Here is a 25,561-nt window from a genome sequence, read left to right as displayed (position 1 = left end):
GGTTAAAGATGTTTAAAAATAAAAACCCTTATAAAATAAAGATTTGTAAGAAGTAAAAGTGGAGACGCCGGGAATCGAACCCGGGTCCAAACAAGCAACCAAAGTACTTTCTACATGCTTAGTTTTCTTTTAATTTTAGACTTAAAGCTAATCGAAAACAATTTACTTTAAGCTTAGTTTCTTAAATTTCAAAATGCTAGCGAAACAATAGCAAATCTATGTTAACTTTTACGATGTCTCTTAGCTGACCGCCGCTAACCAAGGCTTTCAAGAGACATTTAGCTTGCACACCTTGTGTGCCGAGGCTTATCCTACTATAATTCAGATTAAGCAGCTAAAGCGTAGTTATCTTCGCCGTTTAAAGTGTTGAAATTGAGATTTACGAGTGCTATTTCATTACTCGGCATGCTTATAGTTTAATTGACCTTGCAGTCAAAACCAGTCGTCCCCAATACTTCAAAGAACAAATTCTTCTTAAAGGAGGCAAATGTATAAAATTTATATCAAAGTTATTATTTGTTAGTTCCTTTAATTCATAATATATTAGAGCAAAATTTATACCGTTTTATAGATGACAATAGGAATTATAAAAGAACGAAAAAATCCACCAGATAGAAGAGTGGTATTATCTCCAATAGAATGTAGAAAAATTTTAAAAAAGTATCCACAATTAAAAATTAAAGTTGAAAGTTCTGATGATCGATTTTTTACAGATCAAGATTATATCAACCATGGTATAGAAATTGTAAAAAATGTCTCAGATTGTGATGTTTTACTTGGAGTTAAAGAAGTTCCAATAGATCATTTAATTCCTAACAAAAAGTATTTTTTCTTTTCTCATACTATAAAAAAGCAAAAGTATAACAGAAAATTATTACAAGCTATATTGACTAAAAATATAGAGCTTTACGACCATGAGGTAATAACCAATGAAAAGGGACAACGATTGGTTGCTTTTGGAAGGTATGCTGGTATTGTAGGTGCTTACAACGGATTTAGAGCTTATGGTTTAAAAAATGATTTATATAAACTTCCTAAGGCTGAAGAGCTTCACGATCAATTAATGCTCATTCACGAATTACAAAAGTTGAAGCTTCCTAATATAAAGGTAGTGTTAACTGGAAAAGGAAGAGTTGGAAATGGAGCTAAAGAGATGCTTAAAGGGATGAGAATGAAAGAAGTCACGGTTAACCAGTTTTTGACTAAAGAATTTTCTGAGCCTGTATATGTTCAAATAGATGTATTAGATTATAATAAGAGGAAAGATGGGCAACAAAAAAACCAGCAAGATTTTTTTAACAATCCATCAGAATATGAAAGTAATTTTATGCGATTTGCGAAAGTGGCAGATGTATACATAGCAGGTCATTTTTATGGAGCTGGAGCACCGTATATTTTTACAAGACAAGATGCAAAATCTACTGAATTTCATATCAAAGTAATTGCAGATATTAGCTGCGATGTGGATGGACCAGTAGCTTCAACAATAAGATCATCAACTATTGCAAATCCAATCTACGGATATCACCCATTAACAGAAAAAGAAGTTGATTATAGAGATGAACAAGCCATTGCAGTTATGGCTGTTGATAATTTACCTTGTGAATTGCCAAAAGATGCTTCAGAAGGATTTGGAGAAAGTTTTGCTAAAAATGTAATTCCAGCTTTTTTTAATAATGATCAACAAGGTGTTTTGGAAAGAGCCAGAATGACTAAAAGTGGAAGGCTAACTAATAGGTTTAAGTATTTACAAGATTACGTTGATGGTAACTAGCCCTCAAAATGAACTAGTGAAGTTGGCTAATACCAAAATGCCTTACGGAAAGTATAAAGGTTATTATTTAATTGATTTACCTGAGCATTATATTGTTTGGTATAATAATAAAGGCTTTCCTAAAGGTAAATTTGGAAATTTACTTAGATTGGTTTATGAAATTAAACTTAATGGTTTAGAGGATATGATTCGTAAATTAAAAATTTAAAATAAATAAAAAAGCCTGTTTAATTAAACAGGCTTTTTTATTAGTAACTCCACTCAATTTTTCTTGAAGCATACATTATAGCTGATAAGATTGCAAATAAACCTAAACTACCAACTAAAAGTGCATAGCTTTCTAATTGAATGATTACAAAAATAAAAGAATAAAGTGCAACCAGTGAAACTCCAATAAATAATGGAAATTTAAAAGTTTTTAATATAGATTTTGAGTATAATGTAATTAAAACAATTACAGAAAAACTTGCTATTAAATAAGCATTAAAAAAATTACTATGTTCTGAAATAGAAATTAATAAAGTATAAAACATGGTAAGTGCCAATCCAATCATTAAATATTGAAATGGATGGATATTGATTTTACTAATACTTTGAATTAAAAAGAAAATTAAAAAAGTAAGAGCTATAACTAAAAAACCATATTTAGCGGAGCGTTCACTTTTTTGATATTCATCAATAGGAATTTTAAAATTTACTCCAAAAGCAAATTCATTCAAATTAGGTAAATATTTTACATACTCTTGAGAAAAGGGACGATTAATGTGTAATATTTTCCATTTAGCATCAAACCCATCTTCGGTTATTTTATCTGAATTGAAGGGTAAAAACTCTCCAATAAAATTTGCAGTTTTCCAATTAGATTTAATATTTAAGTTGGTCTGTTTTCCTATAGGAATAATATTAAACTGTTGACTTCCACTAATGGTTAGTTCAATTGAAAAATTTTGTTTATTATTTAAAGTTATATCCTCTTTTTGTAAATATGAAGTTTCTAATTTATGTAGCGTTTTGTTATTATTAATAAGATTGTTTTTAATTTGTTCTTCATATTTTGGTACAAAAGCATAAGAATTTGAGTTTAAAGAAATTTCAACGTGATTGTTAATTCCTTTTAAATTTGATGTTTTTATAATAATTGTTGATTTTTCCCATAAAACATCTTTATCTTCAACTTCTAAGTTGGTAAAATTAGGTTTAGTAAAAAATCCTGAAATATTCATATCACTTTTATATACTGAAGTTTTATAAATTCCTCTTTTTTTAATTTCTGGATTTATTTCACTTTTAATAGCTAATTCTTCTGGGAAAAAATATGCATAGTTGGTATGTGAAATAGTTTCTTTTGTAACTTTTTGAGTTTCACTATTAGTTAATAATTTTTCAGTATAAGTTTTGTAAGGTACTTTTAAAATAGGGCCATAGAGCAACACTTCATTTCCCCATTTTTGATTTATTTCATTTACAACAGATTTTTGTCTTTCAGACCTTTCTCGTATTAAACTTTCTATATAAGTAAGAGGTATAAGTAATATTATAATTAAAAAGCCAATCATTAACATTCTTGCTGTTATCGATGTTTTTAACCAATTTCCAAATTTATTTTGTTGTTTATCCATGAGTATAAGTAATTAAAAGTACTTTGAAATACAAAGTATAATTATAAAAAAAATTAAGTATTATTTATTAAATTTTCTAAGGCTTCTATATGTTTTTTAAATGCAATTTTACCTTCACTACTACAACGATATCTAGTATTTGGTTTTTTACCAATAAATTGTTTATTAACTTTAATGTAATTCATTTTCTCAAGAGCTTTAATGTGGCTAGCTAAGTTACCATCTGTAACTCCTAAAAGCTCTTTTAATGAGTTAAAATCTATGGACTCATTAACAAATAGAGCCGACATTATTCCTAACCTAATTCTATGGTCAAAAACTTTATTTATATTTTTTAGAATGTTCTTCAAAAGTTACCTTCTATCATATTTATTATACATTAATGCTCCATAAATAATATGCAATATACCAAAACCAATTGCCCAAAAATAGAGTCCGTAGCCTATATATTGAGTGGCAATTAACCCTAATACAATATTTATAATTCCTAAATATCGAATATCACTTAAGGTGTATTTACTTGCTATTAAGCAAGCTAAACCATAAAAAATTAAAGTAGTAGGAGCGATTAATCCAATGAAATTGTTTTGATAAAGTACCATACAAAAAAAACCTCCAGTAAAAAGTGGAATGCTAAAGTTTATTAAAAGTCTTTTACTTGTACTATCCCATAGTTTTTCTCCACTTTTTTTTGCCTTTTTAGCAGATAAGATTAATGCGGTTAAAATGGATAAAATTAATACAAGTAGTGCAATTCCCAATAACATATATTCTAAATATGAAATAGGAATTAGTGAAACACTGCTGTACGAATTTTTGTAATTTCTTATCAAAAAAAGAGCTGTTATGGCTCCAATTAAAGCATAGATACCTGCCAAAATACCAGCAAAACCACTTAATGATATAAACCGAGAAGATTTATTCATTATAGATTTTATTTCCGTTAATTCTTTTAAATAATCTTCTTGTTTCATTCTAAAAGTACTTTGAATTACGAAGTAAAATAAAAAAAATGATTTTACCAAAAAATAATTTTTGATAGTAAACTTTTCAACAATAAAATGTTATTAACTAATTGCTATAAAAGACGAATTAGTTTTAATTATTCAATAATTTTATTTGCAGAAAAATGAACCATATAAAATCAATTTGAAAATGACAGAAGAATTAGTGTTTCCAAAAACATATACTTATAATGAAGTGTTAAAGAGTTGTTTAGCTTACTTTAATAATGACGAGCTTGCTGCAACCACTTGGATGAATAAGTATGCAGTTAAAAACAAAAAAGGTGAATTTTTAGAATTTTCGCCTACTGATATGCATAAAAGAATGGCGAAAGAATTTGCTCGAATTGAAAAAAAATATTTGGGTAATGAAAAAGGAAGTGAAGGCCTTTCAGAATATGGAAAAACACGTGAATTTTTGTCAGAAGAAGTCATATTTAGCTTATTTAAAGATTTTAAATACATTATCCCACAAGGGAGTGTTATGTCTTCTTTAGGAAATGAAAACGTGATTGCTTCTTTATCAAATTGTGTGGTGGTGCCTTCTGTATACGATTCTTATGGTGGAATATTTTATACAGATCAACAATTAGCACAATTATTTAAAAGACGTTGTGGTGTTGGCGTTGATTTGTCCAATTTACGTCCAAATGGAGCTCAAGTTTCTAATTCTGCGGGTTCTACTACAGGTGCCGTGTCATTTATGAATCGTTTTTCAAATACTACTCGCGAAGTTGCACAAAATGGAAGAAGAGGGGCGTTAATGCTAACAATGGATATTGCACACCCAGATATTGAAGATTTTGTAACTGTAAAACAGGATTTAACAAAAATTACTGGAGCAAATATATCTATTCGATTGTCTGACGAATTTATGATGGCTGTTGTTAATGATGATGATTATACATTACGTTGGCCAATTGATAGTAAAACGCCAACTTATACAAAAACAATTAAAGCCAAAGAATTATGGAATACCATTATTAAATGTGCTCATAATACTGCTGAGCCAGGTTTAATTTTTTGGGATCGTCAGCACTATTACTCAACGTCTTCAATTTATCCTGGATTTAAAAATAGCTCAACAAATCCTTGTTCAGAAATAGCTATGCAAGGAGGTGATAGCTGTCGTTTAATTGCGGTAAACTTATATAGTTTTATAGATAATCCATTTACTGAAGAAGCGTCTTTTGATTTCGAAAAATTTTACAAAGTGGTGTATGAATCTCAACGCTTAATGGATGATTTAGTTGATTTAGAATTGGAAGCAGTTGATAAAATTTTCAACAAAATAATGCACGACAAAGAGCCAGATGAAATTAAACAAGTTGAAATAGATACTTGGAAACTATTATATAAAACAGGAAAAAAAGGAAGAAGAACAGGTTTAGGATTTACTGCACTAGCAGATGCGATGGCTGCTTTAGGGAAAAAATTTGATACTGATGAAGCTATAGCTGTAGTTGATGAAATAATGAAAACTAAATTAAAAGCAGAGTTTGATAGCAGTATTGATATGGCTATAACTCGTGGTAAATTTGAAGTTTTTAACCCTGCAATTGAAAAGTATTCTGAATTTGTACAAATGATAGAAAAAGAGTTTCCAAGTTTGTATGATAGAATGATGAAATATGGTAGAAGAAATATCTCAATAAGTACTGTGGCTCCAACCGGAAGTTTAAGTATGTTAGCGCAAACTTCTTCAGGAATTGAACCCGTATTTTTATTATCCTATAAAAGAAGAAGAAAAGTAAATCAAGAGGATGAGAATGCAAAAATTGCTTATGTTGATGATACAGGAGATGCTTTTGAAGAATTTGATGTGTACCACCCTAAATTAAAAAAATGGATGGAAGTAACTGGTAAAACTAATATTAGTGAAAGCCCTTATAAAGGAGCAACCGCACCTGAGATTGATTGGAAAAAGCGTGTAGAAATGCAAGCTTTGGTGCAAAAGTATACTACGCACTCAATTAGCTCAACTATTAATTTACCAACAGATGTTTCTGTTGAAAAAGTTGGTGATATTTATATTGAATCTTGGAGAAAAGGCTTAAAAGGAATTACAGTATATAGAGATGGATCTAGAAGCGGAATATTAGTTTCTAATGATGATAAGAAAGAAAAAAAGAATGAAGAATGTTATGCCGAAACTATTTTCCCAAAACGCCCTAAAAAAATTGAAGCTAAAGTAGTACGTTTTCAAAATGATTATGATAAATGGGTGGCTGTAGTTGGATTGATAAACAATAGACCTTATGAAGTGTTTACAGGAAAACTTGAAGATGCCTTTTTGTTACCTACTTGGCTAGAACAAGGTTGGGTGATAAAAAATAAAGATGAAAATGGACGTTCTCGTTATGATTTCCAATTTTTAGATAAACAAGGATATAAAGTTACTTTTGAAGGATTGTCTCGTACTTTTGACAAAGAATATTGGAATTATGCAAAATTAATTTCAGGAGTTTTACGTCATGGAATGCCAATACCATATGTTGTAGATTTAATAAACAATTTAAATATGTACGATGATAATATCAATACTTGGAAAAATGGTATTGCGCGTACATTAAAGCAATTTGTGGAAGATGGAACTCAGGCTGTAGATAAAAAATGTCCAGAATGTAATGATCCTGATGGATTAATTTATGAAGAAGGCTGTTTAAAATGTAAAAATTGTGGTCACACTAAGTGTGGGTAATTTTTAAATAGAATTAAATGTTAAACACCAACAAATTTATATATTGTTGGTGTTTTTTTATGAATCCAATAGAACAATATATATTTAGTCAGAAAGAACCTTACCAGTCTATTATGCTGTATGTAAGAAGTGTTATTTTTAAAGTTCTACCTGAAGTAGAAGAAAAATTTAGCTATAAAATTCCTTTTTTTAACATGTATAATAAGCCAATGTTGTATTTAAACATTTTAAAAGGGACAAATTTTGTAGACATTGCTTTTGTACAAGGAATTATTTTGGAAGAAAAATATCCAGAATTAAAAAATTACAATAAGCGTAAACAAGTAAGATCACTTCAAGTTTCTTCCATAGAAAATTTTGATGAACTCATGTTTTCTCAATTGCTAAAAGATGCAGCTAGGTATCTTGAAGTAAGCAAAAAAGCTTGGTTTGTTTAAGTTACTGCCCAATTCTATTAATTATTGGATTAAATGTTTTAGAAGAAACTAATATTTTATTTACAATAATTAATTGCTCGCTTTGCTTTCATCAACAATCATTTTTACTAAGTCTTTTTCAATTCTAACGGTTAGTATAAATAAAAAATCTTGTTTTTTAATTTCAATAATAGTTCCAATAAATTGAAATTTAGCACTTAACTTTTTGTGGTTAAAAACCTCATTGGGAGTTCCTTTTCGTATAATGTTGCCATGTTCTAATTCTAGTGTTTTATCGGAGATTATTTGTATTTCAGAAATATCATGGCTAATTAAAAGTGTGGTAAGTTTATTTTCTTTATGAACTGCTAAAATGTATTGTTGTAATTTAAATCGGATTTCGGCATCTAAGGCAGAAAGTGGTTTGTCGAACATTAGCATACTTGGTTTTTAAACCAATGCTCGTGCCAATACAATTCGTTGTTTCGTCCGCCAGAAAGTGTATAGGGTTTTCTATGTTGGAATTCTCCTAATTCAATAATTTCAATTAAATGATTTACAGTAGAAGAGTTTTGTTCTTTTTTAATGCAAATAATAAATTTTCCTTCACATTCATATTAAAAAATAATGATTAGTACTTTCAGTAAAGAATGAAAAAAATAAGTTACAACTAAATTTATTTAATTGTAGGATTTTTTCTGTTTTTTATAAATTTTAAATTATAATAGTATGAGAGGTTTTAAACTAATAAAATTTTAATTTTTTAAGTTTGATTTTTTAAGATATAACTAAGTTATTATTTAAAACTAATTGTTTTATAAAAGAAGAAAGTACTTTTTAAAAGTAAAAGGGAAGCAATTAAATTGCTTCCCTACTTAAAAAAAAATTAATTCAAATAATTATTTTCTAAGAGTTATTGCAGGTTGTTTTTTTGCAACAATTATATAATCTAAATAGTAATTTAGTTTGTTAAGATCTTTATTTAAAGGTATAAGTGTTAACTTTTGCTTTGCTTTTTTATGAATATTATAATAATAATCTTTCCAAGGGTATTTGTCTTTAATTTCAAAAAGCACTTTTTCTTTATCAAATTTATTGAAAGACGTTCTTAAATTTGAACCTTCAAATATAATCGCTCCAGTTAACAAGTTAAATGAAGGTACTTCCCTTAAAAGTTCAGCAAGCATTTGTTTTTCTTTTTTTATTAAAGGTTTGTAATAAGCGTGGTTTCTACCAATTAGAATAAGAAAATTTTTATCATCTATATTTTGTATAAGCTGTTTAGCGTTTTTAGCTAAACCTTGTTCTCTTTCATCGTTATAATTTATCGTTTTATTTTCAATTATTTGATTTATAAGATTGTAATCTTTAGGTTCCAGTATTTTTTCGAGTGTTATTAATTTGTTTTTGAGTAATATTTTTACATTAGACATCCATTCTAAATCTTTTTTTGTAGGATATCCAGAACTATAAGTATTGTAAAAATCATCTGTTTTTATTTCATCCATAAGTTTTGAAATAAATATAGGCGGATTGTCATACTTATAAAAAATACTAATTAAAGCATACCCCATAGTACGTGCTCGATCAAAGTCAATACCAATTACTTTTAATGGCTTTTTCAATTTTTTATTATAATTGTAAAGTGTTCTCCAAGCTTCTAGCCAAGGTTTATATGAACCCCCAAAAATTGTATAATTCAAATGTTTTTCATTACCTGTTTTTAAATACTTATTATAAAAATAAGCTTCTGAAGGGCCGCATTCAATTATTAATTTATTAAGATCATTTTTTTTATTTAGATACTTAACTATTGTGGGGAAAATATTGGCAGCCACTGCAGAAGCATGGTTTTCTCCAATTATTATTATGTTTTTAGCTTCATCAGATTTTAAATGTTTTTTTAAATGTTTTTTATTAGATACATTTTTAATAGGTTGGGCTATTAAATTAGTAGAAATTAAAATGCACAGTAGATATAAAAATTTCATGTTTTATGTATAGTTAACAATTATTAATTTTTTTCATTTAATATAGTATCAAAGATTTTACGAATATCTTTGTCATTTGATGGCTTAGGGGCGTTTGCATTTAATATTTTTCCTTGAGGATCTAATAAAACAAATCTAGGTATCATAGTAATGTTAAAACCATCGTCTATTATTTTTTTATTTTCAGGATCTACCCATAATTGTATTCCTTCTAAGTTGTGTTCTGTAACATACTCTATCCAATCTTGTTTGTTTTTATCTATTGATAAGCTTACAAACTTTATATTTTTGTCTTTATATTCTTCTTTTAATTTATAAAGACTTGGAAATTCAGCAATACAAGGTTTACACCATGTTGCCCATAAATCAATATAAGTGAAGCTTTTAGAAAACAAATCTGTTGATGTTATTTTTTTATCGTTTATATCTAAAAGATTAAATAGGGGTGATGGTTTTCCTGGTAACATTTTTTCTAAATGACCATACTTATCGGCTACAATTAAGGCTAAATCTGTATAGGGACAATTTTTTCCAAATTGATTGTACACTTCGGCTTTAAAATCTGTTCCTAATGAATATGCTAAATAAATATATTTAGCTTTACCTTTTAGTTCTTGATCTACAAAATCAAGAAACTCAGGATCTTTACCTTGTGCTTTTTCTAAGTTTAGTTTGTTTGTAATATAAAAATGTAAAAAGCGTAAATATGGAAGTCCTTTTTCTTCCAAATGATCACTTATTTTAAAGTCTTTTACAAAATCGTAATAATTGTCTGGTAATACAGCAATTTCCCCATTTGTATATCCTTCATGGCTTGAAGGGTAATTAAACTTTCTGATAATAGCTAAGTTTTCATATTCATCTTTATAAACTTCTACTAATTTTTCGCTTAATTGATGTGTTTTTTGATACTCTTTTAGATATTTTAATTTGGCTTCTTTAATACTATCAATGGTTTTTGTATAATCAGCAGCTTGTTTTTCTACAATAAAAGTATAATTGTTATTTCTACGTTGAGTGTATGAGTTAAAGGTGTAATCTTCTTTATTTGCAAAAGTGCTATTTACAGCTCCAGAACCTTTTAGCTTTAATGTCTTTTTTATAATATCTTTATCAGAAATAATATCCATATCAGATTCAATATAAATACTATCCCCTGGGTTTAAAAATAGATATACATAGCGGTTATTACCATTCCCTTTAATCATAACGCGACCAAAATCTAAGGTAGCCTTAATCGGTTTTTCTATTGTTATGTCAAAATTAAAATAGCCTGTACTGTCAATATCAAATTTATTTTTTCGTGTTTTTTTTAATAAATCATATTCATCATAGGTCATTAAACCTTGAGACTGGTCATAACCACTTAATTTACCTTGAATATTTATAGTGTTGTTTTCTGGAGTAATTGTTTTTTTTTCTGAACAAGAAGTTAGTACCAAGAGCATTATAAGGCTCTTGGTTACTAGAAATCTTAAGATAGTTATTTTTTTCATTTATATATTTTTTATACAAAAGTTATTATCTGGGAAATTGTCCAATTTCTGGGTTTAGATCTAGGTATTCATAATGTACAGGCCATACAAGTTTAGGGTCGTTTGCAGGAACACTTTTTATTTCTGTACCTAAAATATGATCTACTCCTAACGCTAAACGTTTTATGTCAAACAATCTTAAATCTTTGCCGTATAGTTCACGTCTTCTTTCTAGTAAAACTTCATCTAATACATCTTGTTGATTGTTGTTTAAATCTGATAAAGAAAGATTTGTATATGATCCAGTCATAAAACGATGTGTTCTTAATGTGTTAATATCATCCAACGCATTTTGAAGATTTCCTAAACGGGCATTTGCTTCAGCTCTTGTAACATACATTTCGGATGTTGTTATAGGTGTATAATCAACATTAAAATCGTTATCAACTGAATATCTATGCCCACCGTCAGAAAAAACGTATGATGGTTGGCTACTTACTAGTTTTCCATTTTCATTTAAGCCGCTAAACCATAAAGGTCTTCTTAAGTCATAATTAATTGTTGTAATTGTATCAATAATTTTATAATCACTATACAAATTATTAAAAGAGATGGTATCTAATTGTAAATATTCACTTAAATGCCCTCCTTTAGTAGTTGTTTTGTGTAATAGTATTTCTTGATCTGATGTTCTTGAAAGACCAATTAAATTATCGCTACTAGCTTTTCCTGTATAAATTGTATTATAATCATATAAAAATGAGTTTATAGCTAAACTTTTGTCAGCATATAAAGCTGCTTTTTCATAATCACCCATATATAGATATGTTCTTGCTAAAATAGCATAAGTAGATGTTTTAGTTGGTCTATGTACAAATTGTCTAGAAACATTGTCTGGTAAATCATCTACAGAACTAAGTAAGTCATCTAAAATAAAATCGTATACTTTTTTAACTGATGCGCGCTCTAAGCTGGGAAGTTCAACAGGGTTTTCAATTAAAGGAACTCCCATGTCACTTGAAGCAGTAGCTTCATTATAATGGTTTGCATAAATATTAATTAAAGTAAGGTATGCATATGCACGGTGCACTTTGGCTTCTGCAGCTAATTGGTATTGAAGGCGTAAATTGTCGTCTGCTCTTGGAAGTTCATCTAGAATATTACTTACTAAAGTACTAATATAATAAGCGTTTTTCCATACGAGATCTCCTGTTGCTCCATCTGGTAACCAAACTTGAGTTTCAAAAGAATATAACTGTTTAAGGTGTGATCTTTGATCTATCCATTCTTGCCAAGTTTCAAGAGTTACTTGTGAGTTATCTGAAACAACATCTACATACATTGAGGTTTGCGATAAATTATTTGAATATCTTGTGTCAGCATTATCCAAAAGTAATCTAAAATCACTTGTGGTTTTTGCTACAATCTGTCCTTTTGGAAAAGTTTCTAAAAAATCGTTACATGATACCAAACATGCCAACGATACTAATATAATTAATAGTTTTTTCATAATTGTTGAGTATTGAGTAAGATTATAGGTTTAATTGTAAAGAAAGTGAATATTCAGGGCGATCTCGAATTACGTTGTAATATGCTGAATATAGGGATGAACTATATTTAGGAAACGATGGATCTATACCTTCTTTATTTTTTAAGAAAATTGGACCTAAATTCTTTGCTTGAAATTGAATTCTAGCATTGTTTATGCCTCCTAATATTTTTGAAGGAATACGGTAAGCAAGACTAATGCTTTGTAATCTAATTTGACCTGCATCTAAAACATTTTGAGTATTGTATTGAGCTATATAATCATTAGTTAAAGTTGTAAGATAATTAGATACTTTTGTGTCTAAAGAATACATAGAAGCGTTTTCATTATCGGCTCCTGTTTTCCAACGGTCTACTAATAAATCTGTATTAAAAGTGTGGAAGGTACGGTAGCTTTGGTAGTTGTATAGTAAGCTTCTTGGAGGTGAATCTTTTAGAAATTTATTTCCGAAGCTATATAAGAAACGAGCAGAAAGTTCAAAGTTTTTATAAGAAATATTGTTTGTCCAAGAACCAAATGTTTTAGGTGAACGTTGACCAACAAATTTAAAAAGTTTATCTACATCTACGCCACTATAACTAATATCAGAAACTTCTGTAATTTCACCATCCAAATAAACTTGAGGCAACCCATTTTCACTATAACCAGCCCATTCAGCAACTGCTAAAAAGTCTACAGGTTGACCAGCAACTGGGTAAAATTGTGATAAACTTGTTCTGGAAGCAATGTTAGCTGAAGTGGATTTTACATTTTGTACTTCATTTTTATTATATGAAAAGTTTAAATGAGAATTCCATTTTATCTCTTTATCTATTATTAGTCCGTTAATATCAAATTCTATACCTTTATTAGAGATATCACCTGCATTTAGAGTAGCTTCATCATAATAAAAACCATAAGTTGGGTTTACTGCAATATCAGTTAAAACATCTTCAGATTGTTTGTTGTATAATTCTACCTCACCTTGAAGTCTTTGACCAAACATTGAAAAATCAGCTCCAATATTATACGTCTTAGTTTTTTCCCAGGTTAAGCCAGGGTTTGGAGTAGTTAGTACAGCAGCATATTGTGTTTGATTTACAGCATCAACCCAAGGAGTACCATTTATGTATGGACTTGCAGATTTATCGATATGTCCGTTCCAACCATAAGAAATTCTTAAACGTAATCTATCAACATTATCTACATTAAAGAAAGTTTCTTTATCTAAACTCCAACCTAAACCTAAAGACCATTGTGGTAAGTTACGGTATGATGGTGTTCTCCCATATAGGTTTGTTTTATCTAAACGAATACTCCCAGTAAAATCATATTTGTTTTTATAGGTGTAAACTCCATTTCCGTAATAAGATACAAATCGATTGTCTCTACCTTGAAGACTTACACTTGTCTTTGGAATTGTTGGAATAGGAGGGATACTTCCTCTCCATTCATTATCACCTGTCATTCTAGGATTAATGTCATCTTGAAAATTTAAACCAGTAATTTGAGTTAAAGCTTGTGGATCATAACCATAAAACCCATAAGGTAAACTTTCATAGTAGTCTTTTCTAATTTCAAAACCACCTAGTAACCTAATATTATGATCTCCAATAATACGGTTGTAACTGGCTTGAATTCTTCCGTCATTTGAGGTGAAACTAGATCGTTGTTCATAAAGCATTCCACCTGCAGGTATAGGATAAGATCCATCTGTACGTGCAAATTCATTTACTGCATTTCTTACATACCAAGTTTCCTCGTTCATGTAGTTGCTGTATAATGAAGAGTTACGTTGATATTGGTAAGACACATCAATATTTAAGCCTTTAAGTGGAATAAATGAAACTTTAGCATTTAAACGAAGATCATTTTTTTCATCTTTTATATCCTTATTATCAATATCTCTTTTTAAATTCCAATCCCAATCATAAGGTAAGTTATATTGGTCTACAAGATCTCTTCTACGTTGGGTTGGTACATCATAATAACTGTCATCATAATCATTCTTAATCATTGGTAAATAATCTCCATTACTATCTAAAATACGTGACATTTGTGGTATATAACTTAACTCACCAATTGCAACTCCATTTTTTTCTTGTTTTAACATCGAAAAGTTCATTCCAAAAGTTATATTAAACCAATCAACTGGTTTAAAAGTATTGTTGAAGTTTCCAATAATTTGACTGTTAGAATCTCCTTTTGCATATTTGTTGCTTTCAAGGCTCATTAAAGATGCGCGTAAGCTATTTGTTTCATCTCCTTTACTAAATGAAATATTTACTTTTTGGTTTGTTTCCATACGGTAAAATAAATCTGAAAACTCATTACGAACATCAATTTTTGAAAGTTCACTTAAAAGTTGATCTCCATTTTGTTCTGTAATTTCACCAGCTTTCATTTGCATTATAATATCGATAACTTCAGGAAATTCATAACGATTTCGAAAATATGATTGTAATAAGTTATCCTTGTAGTTGCTGTCTAAGAATAATGATTTATAGATGTTTATAGATTCAGCACTCGAGGCAAATGGTATTGCAAATAAATCGGGTTTAGGTTGTACTAAATATTCAACAGATACATCTATTTTTGCTTTTTTTGAAATATTTCCAGTTTTGGTTTTAATTACAATTACTCCATTCGCAGCTTGAGCTCCCCAAATAGAGGCTGCAGCAGCATCTTTCAAAACAGTTAAACTCTCTACATCATCAGGGTTAATTGTAGACCAAGGGTCCACACCATCTGATGAGATTACAGGAAAACCATCTATTACAATTAGAGGAGAATTATCTCCTAAAGTACTAGCTCCACGAATGATTAAACCACGACTCCTTTCTGTAGAAGGGCTTTGGTCTGATGCATAATTAGGTTCAAATAATAACCCAGGTATAATGCCTTCAATTTTGTCTTTTACACTTAAACTAGTAATTTTTTGTAATTCTTCACCTGTTACATTACTAAATGAACCAGTAGCTCTCTCTTTTGGGATAGAATAATATCCTGTTACTACTACTTCTTTCAATTTATTGGTAAGTTCTTTTAGAGTAATATTTAAGTTAGACAAGTCTTCAATTTTTATAGTTTGTTCTATAAAACCAACATAAGTTAATATTAATTCATCTCCTATGTTTGCTTTAATTGAAAATATTCCATCTATATTAGAAACAGTACCAGTAGTAGTACCTTTTACAAGAACTGTTACACCTAATAGAGGTTCTCCATTTTCATCTGTAACTTTTCCGTTAATAGTTTGTTGAATAATAGGAGGTGTTTTTTCCTTAATAATAATAGTATTGTTTTTAGAAAATTCAAAGTTAAAATCTCCATCAGATAAGCTCATATCCAATAATTTATTGGCTTCAATTACTCCTTTTTTAACGGCTACTTTTGGGTAGTCTTTAAATAAATCTGAGCGATAAATAAAGGTATATTCGGTTTGGCTTTTAATAATTTTAAAAACCTCATCTACAGTAATTATTTTGTCTGTGTCAATTTTAACTTTTGCATTTTGGGAAAGAATTTCACCAGACGAAAAACCAAAGATCGTAGTACAAAACAAGAATAAAAAAGATTTCATAAGGTTGAGTAAGAGCTTTTTTTTAAATCCGATAGTTATCGGAAAGAAAAGCGTGTTAGTAAACATATTTTCCATAAATTTGCAAAGTTAGTTAGTTAAACATTGTTTTAATTAATTAGTATTTAGGGGAATTTTAGGTTTGTATTGTGAGAGATTTGGACCTAACTTCCCTTTTTTTATTTAGATTTTTTTTAAAGGTTTTCTAATTTTAATAAAAGAATTAGAAAACAGAATGTTAGTTTTTTGTCATTTTTAAAATTATTTTTTGTTGTTAATTAAATATGATTGTTTTATTATCGATTTTATAATTGATGTTATTTGTGTTCTTTATGGTTGTTAAAATATCTTCTAAAGGTTGATTTTTTCGTAAAATCCCATTAAACGCTATAGTCTCTATTTCTTCATTTTCGAATTCAATATCAATATCATACCAGCGAGATAGTACTTTAACAATTTTGTTTAGTGGCATATGATCAAAACTAAAAATTCCATCTTTCCAAGAAATATCATTATAAACAGCAACTGTTTTAATATTTATGGTTTTAGATTTTGAATCTACAATAGCTTGTTGATTTGGTTTTAATATTTTGGTATTGTATTTTGTTTTAATAGCTACTTTACCTTCTGTTAAAGTGGTATACGAAAAAGCTTCATCTTTATAAGCTTTAATATTAAATTCTGTACCTAAAACTTCTACATCTTGCATTTTAGATTGCACTATAAATGAAGCACCATTATGTTTAGTACTAGGAGATACTTCAAAATACGCTTCTCCATAAACTAATTCTACTTTTCGCGTTTCATCTTCAATAAAATTCACTGGGTATTTTAGTTGAGATTCAGAATTTAGCCATACTTTGGTGTTATCAGCTAATTCGATAAAAAATTGTCCACCTCTAGGAACAGTAAGATAGTTATATGTTATTTCGGGAGATTGTATTTCGTTTAATTTTTTATAAACAATCTTTTCACCATTACTCTCGGCATTTGTTGTTTTAATATTTTTACCTTTTTCTAAGTTTATTTTTGAGCCATTAGCTAAGGTTAAAGTAGCTTTGTCTGAACCAGCTTTTATTTCTGGATTGATTATTTTAGATTCAAGTTCTATTGTTTTATTTTTATTAAAATTAAAGGTTATAGAAATCAATAATAATATAGATGCAGCAACCGCAGTATATTTCCAATAATTATTTTTAGTAAAAGTTGATACGGGTTTTATTTGTTTTTCAATTTGACTCCATCCTTTTTTAAGATCAATAATATTTAAATCTTTTGAATAATTTTTAGCTACGTGGTTAAAATAGACTCTGTGTTTCTCCGATTCGTTGTACCATGTGTTAAAAATAACCTTTTCTTGGTCTGTAAGTGTCTTATTTAGCTTTTTAATAATTAGCTTAAATTCCATTAGTTGTTTTCGTTTAACATTAAGACAACAAAAACGTAATAATGGGTTACAAAAACATGTATTTTTTTTTAATAAGAAATAAATAATGATGATGATTAATTATTGAAATACGTTTTTTATTGATTTGTTTGAAGTAAAATAAGAATGGCAGTTATTGATTCTGTAATTTTAAACTTTGCTCTTTTAAGCTGTGTTTTAACCGTGTTTATAGATATATTTAATTCGGTTGCAATTTCAGAATATTTGTAATTATGTAAAAACTTTAAGCGTACCACTTGTTGCATTTTTTCAGGAAGTGTATCAATAATTTTTAAAATTTGATGGTAAACTATTTTTTTTTCATCTTCTGTATTTGAATTAAAAACGTGCTCAGTTATTAAATTTATATTAAACTCTAAAAGTTCATAATTATCCGTAATTTTTATAGATTTTAAAAAGTTTAAACATTTATTTCTAACCATAGAATACATATAACCTTTTAAAGATGATTTTATATTTAGGGTATCCGCATTTTCCCAAATATAAATAAATACTTCTTGTACAATATCTTCACTAGAATCTTTATCGAAAAGGTATTTATTAGCGTACGTAACTAAATCAACATAATGCTTGTTAAAAAAGTTTTTAAATGCTTTTTCATTTTTGTTACGTATTTCTATTAGTATAAGATTCATTTAATTTTATTAGTCATATTTAAAACCAAATTTAAGAAAGATATATAAGTTTTATGAAAAACAATTCTAAATTTATCGAGTTAGTTGCTACTTGTCAATTAATGAGTGTGTTATGTTATTATAAATTTAAGTTTAGATTAATATTATAAATAAACAAGTTAAAATAGATATCATCAAATAATTGAAGATCTACGTGTTGATGGTAAGTAATCTATTTCATGCCAAATTGGACGAATCTCAGTAGTCTTTCCTCCATCTAATCTCAGGCCTTCTTCAAGTGTTAGGTTTCTAATAGCACTTTTTTCGGCTTTGTTATAACATTTTGATAAGCTCCTTTTTCTGCTAATTCTTCTTTAGAGAAGGTTGCTTTAAAAGCTTGGTTTATTTAAAGCCATTAATGGTTTTTTTAATGGCTGTTAAATTTGTTAGAAGCGATTCCAAATATTTCAAATCTAGCATATTTGCTCCATCACTTTTGGCATTTTTAGGATCAAAATGTGTCTCTAAAAATAAACCATCTACACCAACAGCAATACCAGCTCTAGCAATAGTTTCAATCATATCAGGTCTACCACCAGTAACTCCTGTACTTTGATTTGGTTGTTGTAGCGAATGTGTAACATCTAAAATGGTTGGGGCGTATTGTTGCATTTCAGGAATTCCTCTAAAATCAACAATCATATCTTGATACCCAAACATAGTACCTCTATCTGTAATCCATGCTTTTTCATTTCCACTATCTTTAACTTTTTGAACTGCATGTTTCATGGCAGAAGGGCTCATAAATTGTCCTTTTTTTAAATTAACCACTTTGTTAGTTTTTGCAGCAGCTACAACTAAATCAGTTTGACGAACCAAAAATGCAGGGATTTGTAATACATCAACATATTCTGCAGCTTTTGCTGCATCGGAAACTTCATGAATATCAGTAACTGTTGGAACATTAAAGGTTTTAGATACTTTTTGTAAAATTTTCAATGCTTTTTCATCTCCAATTCCCGTAAAACTATCAATTCTACTTCTATTTGCTTTTTTAAAACTTCCTTTAAAAATTAAGGGAATTTCTAATTTATCCGTAATTTTTAAAATATGTTCAGCAATACGTAAAGCCATTTCTTCACCTTCAATGGCACATGGTCCAGCTAATAAAAAGAAATTATTACTGTTGACATGTTTGATGTTTGGAATTAGATTTAAATTCATAATGGTAAATTTTTTGCAAAGATACTTTTTAATCTGTAATCGTTATTCTTAATTAACTACATTTATTCTAACACCTTTACTATGGCTACTAAATTCTGGAGCATACATGCTTTGAATAGTTGTAATACCATTACTAAAGTTACCTGCATTGTTGACACGTAAGTCATATTCGAAAATATACACTCCTTTTGGCAAATATTCTATAAAAAAATTGGTTGAAGCATCTTTGGTGCTTTGGTAATATCCTAAATTATCTTGCCATTTATATTGTGAAAGTATACTTATGGGTTCCAAACCGCTGGCTCTCATGTCTTTCAAATGTACAAATTCCATTGGTCTATCTACATTTAATGCAATTCTAATTGTTATTAAATCACCAACTTTTAAAGTTGAGTTTTGGGTCACTTCTGTTAATTCTTTTCCAAAAGCTGTATTAGATTTTAGAAAGATTTTTTTTGATAATTTTAAAGCTGTTTCAGCCGAAGTAATTTTATCTAAATCTTCAAAATATTGCCAGTACAAACTACCCCAAGCAATGCCATTATTTTGTTTGGTTAATGTTACTTTGCTCATAGTTGGAGTAATTTCATGACTATTCCAAGAGATTTTAAAATACCCTGTTCCAGCTTCTATTGAAATATTTTCATCTTTGGTAGGTTCAATTATATTTTCACCAATTTTAACTTTAATATTTTCATTAACAGACAACCATTCACTTCCTTGCAATAATAAAGCGTAGATGGCTTCAGTTGTGGCTTTTGTGGTTTTCCAACTATGGGTTTGTTTGTTTTTTAACAACCAAATTTTTAATGCATCTATTGTTGTAGTTTTATTTTCAATTTCAGTAAATGTTTCAATTAATAATGCTTGTGTTTCAATAGGAGCTTGGTACCAATTTAAATTGCTCGAGTTTTCTTTCCAATACATTCCTAATTCATCTGATGAGATGCTATTTTCTTTTAAAGATTTTAAGATGGTTAAAGCAACTTTAGGGTTTTTGTTTCTATGTTGAATTAACGCTATCAATCCTTTAGAATATAAATTGAAATCTGTCCAATAAGTGGCAGCTTGCTTTGTATAATAGTCAACAGCAGTTTTAACTTTAGCATTTATTTTTACATTTTTAAAGAAGCTTCTCATATATAAATAATGCAGTTGGGTGGTTGTTAAATGATTTTTATTTAAAAAATTGGCAACCGCTTTTTCCTTTTCTTTTTTACTACTTTTTTTATCCCCAATTTTTTCAGCTTCTTTAAGTAACTTTGTGTAATCATCTAAAATTTCTTCATCTAAAAAATGAATGGCTTTAAGCATCATTTTTTCAGTATCATTATTTTCTACAACATTTAATTGTTTTAAATGACCATAGCTTGAAACAATATGTTGCGTAATATACCTATTAGGATACTTACTTCCTTTAAACCAAGGAAAACCACCATTATTAAATTGGAATTCTTTTAGTTTGTTTAAGGCCCTTTCTTGTTCATTTTTCATAATGTTTAAGTCAAATAATAAGCCAATTCTCTTTTTTTGTTCAGTTTCATTCTGTGCATCTCTTAACCAAGGAGTTTCTTGAATAAGAATAGATTTTAATGCTTCATTTTTTTCTAAATTTGAAATTAAAGCATCACTATTTTTCCAAAGGTTAAAAACCTTTTGAATTCTTGGGTTCGAATTTGCTATATGACTTGCAAGTGCGTTTGCATAGTAGCGAGCAAATGTTTGTTCTGAACATTCGTAAGGGTATTCTATTAAATAAGGTAAACTTTGGACTGCATACCATGCAGGATTTGAAGTAATTTCAAGAGTTAATTTATGATTTTTTAAAGTTGATGAATGGTTGTTTTTTAATTTATCTAAGCTAAATGTTTTAGTTTCACCACTTTTTACCCACATTGGTAAGGTTTCAGTAACTAACATTCTATTAGATAATACAGGTAATACATTTTGTTCTCCATCGCTAAATTCATCTGCTTTTGCTACTATTTTATATTGTATTGCTTGTATTTCTTCAGGAATATTTAGCGTCCAATTAATTTGAGTGTTTCCTTTACTATCAACTGTAAAATTTTGATTTGTATTGTTTTGTTCAATTAAATAATTGAGCTCTTTTCCAGAGAGTGCATCTGTGAGAATAAGTTGAGCAATTCCATTTAATTTTTTTTCTGACAGATTGGAAATTTTACTAGAAAACTGCACCATATCACCTTCTCTTAAAAAACGTGGCGGATTTGGTAATACCATTAATTTTTTTTGAGTAACGGTAGTTAAATTTTTGGTTGCATAAGCTAGTTCTTTGGTATGAGCTAATAGCTGAAGTTTCCATTGTGTTAAGGCTTCTGGCACTGTAAAGCTAAAGCTTACATTTCCATTATCGTCAGTTTGTAAGTGTGGATAAAAGAAAGTAGTTTCCTGAAAGTTTTTACGTATTTTAACTGACGATATATCTATACTATTTGTAGGAATATCTTTTTCTTGTTGTTTACCAAGAGCTGTAACTACTACTTCATTAAGTTCAGCATTGTTATCCATTGCAAATGCAACTTCTTCAACTTCTTCTACAACATCTGTTTCAACTTTAGCACCTCTAATTAAAATATTGTAGTTGCGTCCAAATCTAAACCCAAACCAATTAAAACTGTCAAATACTTGTTGAGGATAGTTAAAATTGTAGTGCTGAGAATTTAGAATTCTAAAGTAAGAGTTTCCAAAACTACGATTTGCATTTCTGTTAAACCTTGAATAATAGTATGGCTGTTCAACTGGATTAAACTCCCAATGGTGATTTTTAAATTGATCTAATGAAGCATCGTACATATTTGCTAGCAATTCAGCGGCAATTTTTTCACCTTTTTCACCTTTTAATTTAAAACTCCAAGTTTCATTTTGTCCTGGTTGTAAATGATCTCTAAACGTACTAGTTTCAATTTCTAATTTTTTTTCAGGGAAGGGAACAGAAATAGGTAGAGTTCCATGTTGAAATGAATTAAATTTGCTATAACTATAATGTATTGCAAAGCCGCCAACATCATTTTTACTTACAGGAATTTTTATAAGTTTAGAGGTATTATTTAGTTGGATAATTTGAGTGCTTACTATATGATTGTTTTTTTCAATATCAATAGTAACAACCATGTTTTTTGATGCAGAACCTATTTTTAACAATACATTTTCGTTAGGTTGATATTTAGTTTTGTTATGAGAAATTTCAAATAACTGAGCATCAGCAACTTTGGTTTCCTTTAAATCATTTATGGTAAATATTTCTTTTGCAGTCACAATTTCGTTGAATTTGTCCGTAGTTTCAATCTCAACAATATATTTGCCAGGAAGCCATTTTTTTATTTTTTTAAGTTCAATTTTTGAAGCTATAGAAGTGTCAAAATTTTCTTGAAAAACCAACGATCCTTTTTGCCAATTTCTTTCATCATTTTCATCTTGATACGCTTCATGTGGAAATTTGTGCTCAAATTCTTGTTTTGGGATTTGTTGAAAATCTGGAGATGGCCAAGGGCGCTTTCTTAAAATACGTTCTGGGGAATTTAACTTGTATATTTTTAAAATTCCTTTACTATTTACTAATTGATTATTTAGGTTTTTTGTTTCAAATAAAATGGTGGTTGTTTTGCTGTTTTTATAAATGTTTTTAGGAACACTTAAATTAGCAGTTAGTGCTTGGTAACCAACTTTTACCTGAGTGTTTGCAGTTCTAGTTTCTCCATTTATATCGGTAACATCGGCAGTAATTTCGTAAATAAATATGGGCGCATTGTCTTTGTTAATACTTTTATCTGGAATTGCTTCAAAAGTAATATTAAAGTTTCCTTCTAAATCGGTAATAGTTTCGCCGTGTGTAATTTCTTGAGCTTTGGAGGTGTTAAAACTTGGACGATACCAATAATACCATTTAGGATATTGAGCTTTTCTATGAACGCGATAAGTTACTTTGGCATTGCTTATAGTACTTCCTGAATACGCTTGTGCATTTCCATGAATTGTAATTTGATTATTTAATTGATAGCTCTCAGTTATTGGTTGAAAAGATGCTTCAAATTTTGGTCGTTTGTATTCTTCTACTGAAATTTGTGCTTCATCATTTTCAAAGTAAAAATCTACAGTATCATAAAATTTACTTTTGTATTTATAACTTTCGTCAATTAAAATGGTGTACTGGCCTGTCAATCCATTATTTGGTAAAATAAATTGTCCAGAAACTGCTCCAAAATCATTTAATTTTAAATCTAATTGTTGAATTTCTTGACCGTTAGGGTCTTCTAAAATAAGTTCAACAAATTCATTTGTGAAAACTTGTGAGTTTTCTTTGGTTTTTTTTACAAATATTCCTTTAAAGTATACAGTTTGCCCAGGTCTGTATATACTTCTGTCTGTAAAAAGAAACGGTTTAATGGTTATTTCTTCTTGAGGTTTATTAATTGGAGAATTATTTGTGTGATAAAGATAATAGTCCCTAAAAGCAGCTTCTTCGTTATTGAAACTTATAAAAAAGTTCACATTTCTGTGGTATTGATTGGTTTTAAATTCAAATTCTCCCAGGTTGTTTGTAGTAAATTTTCGATTAATTGGAGCGTTGTATTTTCCAGTATTATAATTTTTAAGATGGACTTTTGCTCCTACCAGTGGTTGACCAGTATTTCTATCAATTACTTGAAAACTATTGGTGTCGTTTTTATTATTTAGTACTAAAGCAATATTTGTTACTTGAAGTACGCTGGTTGCTATAACGCTAGATTGATGTAAGTTTTGACCATTATAAGCTACAATTAGATAGCTATTATTGTTTAGCGGTGGAATGATTACTTCGGTTGTATGATTTTGATAATCATTCACAGTTTTCAGCTTTTGTTCGAAATTTGTAGAGGCTTTTTTATTGTTGAAAAAGCTAATTTTATCTTCAATTTTATTGAACTGATTGAATTGTACGATTTCATTTTGATTCATGCTATAAATTGCAAAGTTTAAAAACTCAACATTTTTATAAGTTACAAGTACTTTACTATACAAATTTGTAGGAATATACTTTTCAGCAAGAATATGAAATGTTTTTTCTTCTATTTGTTGTTTTAAAACCTTACATTTTTTAGCTCCAAAACTGTTTGGAAAATTTTTAATTGCCTTGTTACAAATTTCTAAAGCTGCTACTTTTTTAAATTGGTGGCTATTTTTTAAAGGGTATTCATTGGCTTGTTCGTTGTAAATTGAAGCGATTTCAAAATCAATTAAAGTTGAAGCCTCAGCGCTAATAAACTCTTGTTTTAATTTTAGTAATTCTTTTAAATAAATGTTGTTTTTATCATTAAAAGTTGCGTGTTGCTTTACAAATTGTAAACGGGCTAAATCAGCACTTATTAAGGTATTTTTATTATTGGTTTTAATATGAAAAGCTATTAAGTTTTGATAGATTTTTAAAGCGTTTAATTCTAATGATAAAGAATCTTTTGCGTTAAGTTCTATAACTGAAAATTGCTGGTAATTAGTTAAATATTTTGGAGTGTTAATTTCAAATTGATAGCTTGGTTTTGTTATAGAAGTTTCAGAAGTTTTATAAAATTCTAAAGCATTGTATGATAAAAAGTCAAATAAAGTTGGCCTGTATTTTTTTGAATTTTTTTGAAGGTTTAAAATAGCATCAAAATTATTCAATGTTGTTTGTTGAGCCATTAACCCATTTTTTAATGAATTTTGAAAATGCATATGAATTTCTGAAAATAGAGTTGTTAAATCCCAGGTTCTAAAATCTATAGCATCAATTTTTTGATTGGTTTTAGTACGATTATAAAATTTGTACCTATTTTGTTGAAAATATTGCCAATATAAATTTGCAAGTACACTTTCTAAAATGTTTTTGGTAGGAAATTCAACAGTAGAGATTTCTTGTTTGAAATTATTAATAATTTTTAATTGAGCATCTTCTTCAAGAATTAAAGCATATTTAGACTTGTAAAGTAAGCTTTTAATAAGTTGTGAACTGTTATTTTCTTTGGCTGCTTTTTCAAAAATTTGAGCAGCTATTTTTAAGGCAGATTTTGGTAAATCTTTTTTTTCAAAATTGTCAATGCTTTTCCATAAAACATCATAATCTTCATTTTTTTGAGCATTAGCAAAGTTTGAAAATAAAAGAATAGTAATTAATGTGAGTGCAACTTTTTTCATAATTTATTAACTTAAAA

The 25,561-nt window shown here is 28.6% G+C and carries 16 protein-coding genes, 1 other RNA gene and 1 pseudogene; 4 read left to right on the top strand and 14 right to left on the bottom strand.

The features are described from left to right. Positions 1–56: 56 nt before the first annotated feature. Positions 57–450, bottom strand: a transfer-messenger RNA (tmRNA) gene (gene ssrA / locus ACFQZW_RS03635). A gap of 121 nt (positions 451–571) precedes the next feature. On the opposite strand from ssrA, the gene ACFQZW_RS03630 reads away from it, so the two are divergent. Both ACFQZW_RS03630 and ACFQZW_RS03625 read left to right on the top strand, forming a co-directional pair. Next, positions 572–1,774, top strand: a complete 1,203-nt coding sequence (locus tag ACFQZW_RS03630) for an NAD(P)-dependent oxidoreductase (RefSeq protein ID WP_298285757.1) — start codon at positions 572–574, stop codon at positions 1,772–1,774. After that, the gene (locus ACFQZW_RS03625) at positions 1,764–1,982 is read left to right on the top strand and encodes a DUF3820 family protein (protein ID WP_298285754.1); all 219 of its coding nucleotides are present in this window, start codon (positions 1,764–1,766) and stop codon (positions 1,980–1,982) included. Before ACFQZW_RS03630 ends, ACFQZW_RS03625 begins: the two co-directional genes overlap by 11 nt. A gap of 40 nt (positions 1,983–2,022) precedes the next feature. Here the strand turns inward: ACFQZW_RS03625 and creD are convergent, their stop codons facing one another. Genes creD through ACFQZW_RS03610 form a run of 3 tightly spaced genes read right to left on the bottom strand, consistent with a single transcriptional unit; the run spans position 2,023 to position 4,367 of the window. After that, entirely contained in the window at positions 2,023–3,393 is a 1,371-nt protein-coding gene (gene creD / locus ACFQZW_RS03620) for a cell envelope integrity protein CreD (RefSeq protein ID WP_298264289.1), read from the bottom strand. 53 nt (positions 3,394–3,446) lie between these two features. After that, complete coding sequence (locus tag ACFQZW_RS03615) at positions 3,447–3,743, bottom strand: winged helix-turn-helix domain-containing protein (RefSeq protein ID WP_298264290.1); 297 nt, start codon at positions 3,741–3,743, stop codon at positions 3,447–3,449. A 3-nt stretch (positions 3,744–3,746) separates the two neighbouring features. Further along, positions 3,747–4,367 carry a hypothetical protein gene (locus tag ACFQZW_RS03610; RefSeq protein ID WP_386781491.1) on the bottom strand — a complete coding sequence of 207 codons (621 nt, stop codon included), beginning with the start codon at positions 4,365–4,367 and terminating at the stop codon, positions 3,747–3,749. A gap of 181 nt (positions 4,368–4,548) precedes the next feature. On the opposite strand from ACFQZW_RS03610, the gene ACFQZW_RS03605 reads away from it, so the two are divergent. Both ACFQZW_RS03605 and ACFQZW_RS03600 read left to right on the top strand, forming a co-directional pair. Further along, on the top strand, positions 4,549–7,098 hold the full coding sequence (locus tag ACFQZW_RS03605) for an adenosylcobalamin-dependent ribonucleoside-diphosphate reductase (protein ID WP_386781490.1): 2,550 nt from the start codon (positions 4,549–4,551) through the stop codon (positions 7,096–7,098). 59 nt (positions 7,099–7,157) lie between these two features. Then, complete coding sequence (locus tag ACFQZW_RS03600) at positions 7,158–7,535, top strand: DUF1801 domain-containing protein (RefSeq protein WP_386781489.1); 378 nt, start codon at positions 7,158–7,160, stop codon at positions 7,533–7,535. 69 nt (positions 7,536–7,604) lie between these two features. On the opposite strand, the gene ACFQZW_RS03595 is transcribed toward ACFQZW_RS03600, so the two are convergent. The 10 genes and pseudogenes from ACFQZW_RS03595 to ACFQZW_RS03550 all read right to left on the bottom strand — a co-directional run bounded on the left by ACFQZW_RS03595 (position 7,605) and on the right by ACFQZW_RS03550 (position 25,544). Beyond that, positions 7,605–7,949 carry a hypothetical protein gene (locus ACFQZW_RS03595; protein ID WP_386781488.1) on the bottom strand — a complete coding sequence of 115 codons (345 nt, stop codon included), beginning with the start codon at positions 7,947–7,949 and terminating at the stop codon, positions 7,605–7,607. Between the two features lie 464 nt (positions 7,950–8,413). Next, a complete protein-coding gene (locus ACFQZW_RS03590; RefSeq protein ID WP_386781487.1) occupies positions 8,414–9,505 on the bottom strand; it encodes a hypothetical protein in 1,092 nt (363 codons plus the stop codon). A gap of 23 nt (positions 9,506–9,528) precedes the next feature. After that, complete coding sequence (locus ACFQZW_RS03585; protein WP_386781486.1) at positions 9,529–11,001, bottom strand: TlpA family protein disulfide reductase; 1,473 nt, start codon at positions 10,999–11,001, stop codon at positions 9,529–9,531. A gap of 25 nt (positions 11,002–11,026) precedes the next feature. Further along, entirely contained in the window at positions 11,027–12,490 is a 1,464-nt protein-coding gene (locus tag ACFQZW_RS03580) for a RagB/SusD family nutrient uptake outer membrane protein (RefSeq protein ID WP_386781485.1), read from the bottom strand. 22 nt (positions 12,491–12,512) lie between these two features. After that, entirely contained in the window at positions 12,513–16,091 is a 3,579-nt protein-coding gene (locus ACFQZW_RS03575) for a SusC/RagA family TonB-linked outer membrane protein (protein ID WP_386781484.1), read from the bottom strand. A 271-nt stretch (positions 16,092–16,362) separates the two neighbouring features. Continuing rightward, complete coding sequence (locus tag ACFQZW_RS03570; protein ID WP_386781483.1) at positions 16,363–17,496, bottom strand: FecR family protein; 1,134 nt, start codon at positions 17,494–17,496, stop codon at positions 16,363–16,365. A gap of 116 nt (positions 17,497–17,612) precedes the next feature. After that, on the bottom strand, positions 17,613–18,170 hold the full coding sequence (locus ACFQZW_RS03565; protein ID WP_386781482.1) for an RNA polymerase sigma factor: 558 nt from the start codon (positions 18,168–18,170) through the stop codon (positions 17,613–17,615). Positions 18,171–18,349: 179 nt separating this feature from the next. Next, a pseudogene (locus ACFQZW_RS03560) lies at positions 18,350–18,555 on the bottom strand (hypothetical protein); the annotation flags it as partial. Beyond that, positions 18,552–19,373 (bottom strand): 3-deoxy-8-phosphooctulonate synthase, encoded by an 822-nt coding sequence (gene kdsA, locus ACFQZW_RS03555; protein WP_386781481.1) that lies wholly within the window; start codon positions 19,371–19,373, stop codon positions 18,552–18,554. The gene kdsA and the pseudogene ACFQZW_RS03560, both read right to left, overlap by 4 nt. 48 nt (positions 19,374–19,421) lie before the next feature. Further along, a complete protein-coding gene (locus ACFQZW_RS03550; protein ID WP_386781480.1) occupies positions 19,422–25,544 on the bottom strand; it encodes an alpha-2-macroglobulin family protein in 6,123 nt (2,040 codons plus the stop codon). Positions 25,545–25,561 lie beyond the last annotated feature (17 nt).

The sequence above is a fragment of the Lutibacter aestuarii genome (genome assembly GCF_042676885.1).
Lineage (GTDB): Bacteria > Bacteroidota > Bacteroidia > Flavobacteriales > Flavobacteriaceae > Lutibacter > Lutibacter aestuarii.
Note: the sequence above shows the minus strand (reverse complement) of the source record. Positions and strands in the feature narration are given on the sequence as shown.